The following is a 6000-nucleotide window of genomic DNA, read 5'->3' as shown; positions in this document are numbered from 1 at the left end:
ACATCGACTGGTTCAACCACCGACGTCTCCACGGCGAGATCGGGCTCATCCCGCCTGTCGAGCTCGAGGACCAGCACTACCGGCAGAAGCCCGTGACGGCTACCGTCGAAACGTCAGTTCCGAGCCTCCACTAGACCCGGTACGGGACAATGCTCGACGCCGGCGTCGACCTCCGCGATGTGCAGATCGCGGCCCGCCACGCCGACCCGCGCAGCACCATGCGCTACGACCGGGCCCGCAAGAACCTCGACCGCCACCCCAGCTACATCCTCGCCGCCTACATGGCCTCCGGCACCTGAACCAAGTCCGTCATGCCGAATAGCGGCGTCTGCCGAGGGCGAAGCGGAGCCCGTCCTGAACCAGGCGCTCAGGGCTGGAAGACGAGGTTTCTCTTCCTGATGGGAAGCTCAGCGTCCAGACGAGCCATCTGAAACATCATCCCCATGAAGACGTACGCCACGGCCACCGCTTCGAACCCGCCCGACAGTTTCCCGGCCACTGCGCCGCAGCTGATGACAACGATCACGAGCGGCATCAGAAATCGCCATATCTTCAGGCTTGAGCGAGCGTTCTTGGTGCGCCACTGACTGAACCTGCTCAACTGTGCCTCCTCTATCTTCCTCATACAGGAGTGTCGTGATTGCGCGAGCCTCATTCGGGAAGCCGGGCCGAATCCCGACCCTGTGAGCGACGTGACGCCCAGCACGTCCGACGGGCTTCCGTGCATCGGCCAGACCTTGGCCTTCCGCAACCGGAGGGATGAGCGCTCATGCCGCGGTCAGGACGGCTACGCGCGTCCGAGTGTGCCGCGATCCCAAGACCAGCTCAGGACAGCTGCCGAGCCTTGCCGGGAAACATGGCGAGAAGCAATGTCACGGCCGCCGCCGCGATGACTGCCCCGTATGCAGAGGTCAAGAAGGCGCCCAGGACGGCCCAGCCGGAGACACCCGACTTGAGGACTTGCACAAGGTTGAGGATTAGGAACGGAACCAACACGAACGGGAACCGCCTGTTCGCGCGCTGCGTGAAGTTGGGGCGTACGAGCGCCTTGGCCTCAGGACGGTCTGCGCTTGTCCTCTGTTCGACGCCGTCCTGTCCCACGCGCCGTACTATGCCGGATGCGGTCCGGTCCTGCCCGCGTTTGAGAAACCGGCCGCTGACGTCGCACGCTCATGCCGCTGGGCGAGCGATCGTGCCGAAGGCGGAGGACCAGGCGTCACCGAGCCTGCCCAACTGGACGTCATGACACACTGCCGATCCTTGGCTCTGGAAAGGTGCCCATGACCGACGTGCCAGTTGCTCGCCCAAAGATCGTCTGTCTCTGCGGTTCCCTACGCTTCGGCCGGGAGTTCACGGAAGAGCGCACGCGCTTGACGCTCGACCTGGCGATTGTTCTTGCTCCGGAAGCCACCGAGGTGTCGGCACCAGAGCCGCAGCTCGTCCACGCCTTAGGTGAGCTGCACCTCCGACGGATCGACCTTGCAGATGAGGTGCGAATCGTGAACCCCGATGGCTACATCGGAGAGTCCACCCGGCGCGAGATTGCGTATGCCCACGCGATGGGCAAGCGGGTGACGTACTTCCACGAACCGGCCACGAAGGACAGGTAGTGCCCGGTCATGCCGCGGGCAGAAGGCTTGGTGCTGGAGCGGTTCCAAGCGTAGAAGCAGCTCTCCCCGTAGCCTCCGATCCGTGTCCATACTCCGTCCACTGCTCCTGCCAGGCGGCCCGGCGGTCGGCAAGACTACGACCGCGCGAGCCCTAGCTGAGGCGACGGAGCCATGCGCGTACATCGATGTGGATGACGTGCGCCAGATGATCAAGAGCGGCGGCGTCGCACCGTGGAAAGGCGTTGAGGGCCGTGCCCAGCACCTGTTGGGGATTCGCAACGCTGCTGCGTTGGCAGCTAACTTCACCGACTCGGGGATTAACGTGATCCTGAGCGATGTCGTCACTCAAGACCTTTTGAGCATCTACCGAGACCTGGTGCCGGAGTTGGTGGTCATCCGGCTGGTCTGCGACCCTTCGACCGCAAAAGCGCGCGCAGGCACCCGGCCGGTTTATCTCACTGCTGCCGAGTTCGAGATGCTCCATCGCCAACAGACCGAGCCGCTTGAGACCGACTCGGAGCTAGATGTGTCCGCTATGACGCTGGAAGTTCAAGTCGACGCTGTACGCCGGCAGTGGCGGAGCCGATCAGAAGACCTCTAGTTCCACTGGCTCGGGCCATCCGCAACTGCCGCGTACGGAGCGGCCGGGGACGCCCCGAAGGGCCTCCCTGGACCCGTCCCAGCTCGGGATGGACGGGTCCAACAGCAACTCCTCACCCCAAGAGCGCAAGGTGGAGACGCCCACGGCACATCCGAGCGGTGCGACAGTGGGCGGCATGAGCGATGACCCGTGGGGAGCCGACACTCCGCCGGCCGTCGACCCTCTACCACCGCTTCCGCCCGAGCTTGCGGAACTGACGGCATTGGTCGCCGAGGGTCGGCCGTTCCGACTCCCACCCGGCCGGAAGCTGCCGGGCACTGCGGACCTGCCCGAGGTGCAGGCCCTGACCGCGCAGGGCTGGTCCATGGTCGGTGGGCACCCCGAGACCTGGCTGCTACCGGTCGTGTGGCCGCCGGCTCACCGGTGCTGGCTCCCCGATCGGTATCCACGCGTGCGAGTGGGATTCAGTGGGGAGCGATCCTGGATCGAACCGCTACCCGCCGACAAGTTCCAGATCATGGAGGCCGAGGTCGCCGAGGACGCCGCCGCCGCGGGTGTGCCGCCCCGCCCTGTCGGCCGGCTGTGGTTGCTGCGGTCGCCGTGGCCCTCCCTCACAGCCGAGATGCTCTTCGCCGTGCTCCGTCGATGGCCCGACGAACGTGAGCCGTGGGAGCGACCGAGCATTCTCGTGGCAGCCGCACGGGAGGTGCTCCGTTGGTCCGAGCAGCAGGTGTGGGACTTCTGGACGGGTCCGCAGGCCGACGCCGCCAAGGCTTGGCGTCTCGCGGGCACGCTTCCGGCGCACTTCTCCGAACTGGCTCTTGCCGGCCTCAGCCCGGACCAGACGGCGAAGCTCACGGCGCCCATTGACGGCGGCGGCGCGGGGCTGACCGAGGCCGAGGCCGTGGCCTGGGTCCGCATCGTCATCCGCCCGACGCCAGCCGAAGCCGTCGCGGCGATCATCGGATGGCGTGCCCTCGGTGTGCCCGTGGAGCCACGGCCGGACCTTGCCATGTGCCTACGAGAGATCGTGCCGAGCCAGGCGGCTCCGTGGCTGGCCGACGGGTTCACGATCAAGGACGTGAGCCTGCTGTACGGGCTCGTCGAGCGCGGCGCGGCTGCCCGGTGGCGCGCGAGGGGCTACCCCTCAGAGCGGGTTCGGGAGCTGCTGTTGGCTGATCGGTCCCTAACCCCAGATGAAGCGACGGCCTTCGCCGCGGCCGGCATCGACGCGGATGAGGAGATCCGCTGGGTGGAGGCGGGCTTCTCCGCTCACGAGGCCCGCGGATGGAGAGACGTCGACGTCCTGCCCAACGAGGCCCGTGTCTGGCGCTCGGCGGGGCTGGGGCCTGAGGACGCACGCCGCCAAAAGGCAGCCGGCGGCGGCGTCTTGCCTAACGGGGTTGAACTCGGGTGGCTCACCTTGGGCGGGGCACCCAGACGCGGAGACATCCGCTACGGGGTCACCGATCCGCCCGGGACGCGAGGCCAGATCGCCGCAGAGGACGCAACGATTCACGGACTCCTGGACGGAGAGTAGGCGGCGCCGTCTGGCGCCTCGTTGGGAACGTCTTCCGCGCGGGTGGCAACTCCGTTGGGGCAGTTCCGCGACGCTGGCGGCGCACCAGCAAACTGGCGCCGGCACAGCGACGTCCGATCATGCCGCTGACCGGCATCTCTTCGAATGGGGCGGCCTGCTCTCGGTCGTCCCGAGCGGTTCCTGAGCCTCCTCCTAGCCGACGGTGAAGCGCGCCCCGAGCGCGATGACCGGTGGCACGGTCGCCGAGGTGAGGAAGCGGGAGACGCGGGAGACGATCCCGCTCTCGGGGTTCCAGCCCATGATCCAGGTGCCGCTTGGCGCGACGGAGAGGTAGAGCACCTCACCGCGGACCGTCCATCCCAGCACCGTGCAGCAGTCAGGGTCGCGGGGCTGCTCCTCGCCGAACACGAGCATCCGCTCGTAGCCCATCCGGTTGGTGGCGACGATGACGGTGCGCGGCGCGGCCGCCTGCAGGTGGCGGTCCTGGCCCGGGCCGAGCGCGAAGGCGGACGCGTACTGTGCGGCGTCGGAGACGGTCTCACCCAACGGGCGCGTGTGCGGCCAGTCAACGGGGACCGGCCGTGCGGACGGGTCGGGCAAGTGCTGGTCCAGGACGGTCTGGCCGTTCTCGACCCGGAACTCTCGCGTGCCGGGGCTGCGAGGTGGGTCCGGTGCGGGCCACCGTGGGGACAGTCCCGGCGACCATGTGCCAGTTGCCGAACCGGCCCGGACGTAGCCGCCCAGCCACCCGGCCCACTGCAGGTCGGGCGACGGGATCGCGACGTCGTGCGCCGTACGGGTGCCGACGTCGACCACGACGACCCTCCCCGGCTGGGGGAACGCGAGGCTCGTCTTGTCACCGGAGAACGCCCACACGTCCAGGGGCGGGCCGCCGATGCCGGGCCCGGTCCGCAGGCCGGCGAGGGCAACGGTGTCGAGGGTGAAGAGCCGGCCGTCACCCCATACGACCACGGGGGTCCACTGACCCGGGGAGCGTTCCTCGAGGTAGATCGCGTCACCGAGCGCCTTCAGCCCGCTGGGTCGGTGGCTGCTCGCGAGCTCGTGGGGACGGTTGGGGTCGATGATGGGCGTCAGGCCGGTCGCGAGCAGCGGCTGGCTCGCCTCCGTGCCGGACTCGGGCGCGACGACGTACTTCGGGCCGTCCGCGCTCGTGTGCCAGACCGCCTCGGCCGCCTGCGGCACTGGCGTTGGGTCGGCCGTCGTGGGGAGTGCGAGCCGGGTCACCCCGGGGAACCCGTTCGCCCCGGCGGTGCGGAGGATCCCTTGTCCTCCACCCCCGGCCCACACGCCTGCCGCCCAGAGGGCCGCGATGACGAGCCCCGAAAGCCCGCGGCGCCGCGTCGCCGACCGCTGAAGCAGCGCCTGCTGCCAAGCGCGTTCCGCGAGGTCGACCTCCAGAACGCCCGCGCTGGCCTCCTCCAGCAGCGCTCGGATCTCCGGCCCGGTCGGCGCCGCACCGTCCGACCGAGCCAGCGCGTGCCGGCCGCCCCGCTCCGCCTCCCGGGCCCGGTGCCGGGCAATCCCCAACGCCTCGGCGGTCTCGTCCACCGACCGGCCCTCCCCGAAGCGCAACACCAGCACGGCGCGCTCCCGTGGCGGGAGCAGGGCGAGCGGAGGAGCGCCGAGCGAGCGCCGGTCGGCGGGGCCGATACCCGCGGCCGCGGCCACTGCGTCCCGGTGGACGCGGGCGCGTACGAACGCCTCAGGCGACGCGTCGGGGAGGTGCCGCCAGCGGCCGGCGAGGCTCGTGAGCACGCCCAGCACGAGCTGCTCGGCGCGACGGACGTCGCCGGTCTCGAGCCAGGCGCCGCGGAGCAGCCCCAGCTGCCGTGCCCGCACGTAGCCGGCGAAGTCCGCGTCGATCCCGCGCATACACCCTCCTCCTCCAAGGATGGACGCAGTAGCGGCCCGAGCACATCCCCCGGGGCAGCAAGGGGTCCGCGAGGTCGCGGCCGGCTCGCCGTCACGGATGCGCAGCCAGCGGGCGCCGACGTTGTGCTGTAGGGCGGGACCGTCCTACAGCACAACAGGCCGCGACGCTCGAGCTAGACCAGCGTCCCACTCGTGCATGGACCCGGCCGGCTGCCTTAGCTTCGTGAAGCGGGACACGCGCGGGACGTCACTTCTGTCCGGGCTGGCGTTCTGCCCGGCGGTGGGCACGTGGCGTATGGCGTCCCGGTCGCGCGCAGCACGCGACCAGCGGCAGCCCCCCGACTCGGGATGTGCGG

Annotated in this window: 7 protein-coding genes; 4 read left to right on the top strand and 3 right to left on the bottom strand. The window is 69.5% G+C overall.

Annotation, left to right across the window (positions count from 1 at the left end; all coding sequences use genetic code 11):
* The first annotated feature begins 149 nt into the window (after nucleotides 1-149).
* A complete protein-coding gene (locus AC1DIW_RS21530) occupies nucleotides 150-299 on the top strand; it encodes a hypothetical protein (RefSeq protein ID WP_478110838.1) in 150 nt (49 codons plus the stop codon).
* 68 nt (nucleotides 300-367) lie between these two features.
* Here AC1DIW_RS21530 and AC1DIW_RS21525 read toward each other — a convergent pair whose 3' ends face one another.
* Together AC1DIW_RS21525 and AC1DIW_RS21520 are read right to left on the bottom strand one after the other, a co-directional pair.
* A complete protein-coding gene (locus AC1DIW_RS21525) occupies nucleotides 368-727 on the bottom strand; it encodes a hypothetical protein (RefSeq protein ID WP_442281310.1) in 360 nt (119 codons plus the stop codon).
* Between the two features lie 98 nt (nucleotides 728-825).
* Nucleotides 826-1101 (bottom strand): hypothetical protein, encoded by a 276-nt coding sequence (locus AC1DIW_RS21520; protein WP_478110836.1) that lies wholly within the window; start codon nucleotides 1099-1101, stop codon nucleotides 826-828.
* 179 nt (nucleotides 1102-1280) lie between these two features.
* Here AC1DIW_RS21520 and AC1DIW_RS21515 point away from each other — a divergent pair, with 179 nt between their 5' ends.
* The 3 genes from AC1DIW_RS21515 (at nucleotide 1281) to AC1DIW_RS21505 (ending at nucleotide 3751) form a co-directional block, all read left to right on the top strand.
* The gene (locus tag AC1DIW_RS21515) at nucleotides 1281-1610 is read left to right on the top strand and encodes a hypothetical protein (protein ID WP_442281277.1); all 330 of its coding nucleotides are present in this window, start codon (nucleotides 1281-1283) and stop codon (nucleotides 1608-1610) included.
* 82 nt (nucleotides 1611-1692) lie between these two features.
* Nucleotides 1693-2211, top strand: coding sequence for a P-loop nucleotide/nucleoside kinase family protein (locus AC1DIW_RS21510; protein ID WP_478110834.1), 519 nt, complete (start codon nucleotides 1693-1695; stop codon nucleotides 2209-2211).
* 175 nt (nucleotides 2212-2386) lie between these two features.
* Complete coding sequence (locus AC1DIW_RS21505; protein WP_478110833.1) at nucleotides 2387-3751, top strand: DUF5956 family protein; 1365 nt, start codon at nucleotides 2387-2389, stop codon at nucleotides 3749-3751.
* Nucleotides 3752-3943: 192 nt separating this feature from the next.
* Here the strand turns inward: AC1DIW_RS21505 and AC1DIW_RS21500 are convergent, their stop codons facing one another.
* The gene (locus tag AC1DIW_RS21500) at nucleotides 3944-5644 is read right to left on the bottom strand and encodes a sigma factor-like helix-turn-helix DNA-binding protein (protein WP_478110831.1); all 1701 of its coding nucleotides are present in this window, start codon (nucleotides 5642-5644) and stop codon (nucleotides 3944-3946) included.
* Between the last annotated feature and the right edge of the window lie 356 nt (nucleotides 5645-6000).

It is taken from the genome of Terrabacter sp. 01T434 (assembly GCF_056398545.1).
This window is presented reverse-complemented; position numbering and strand designations above follow the sequence as displayed.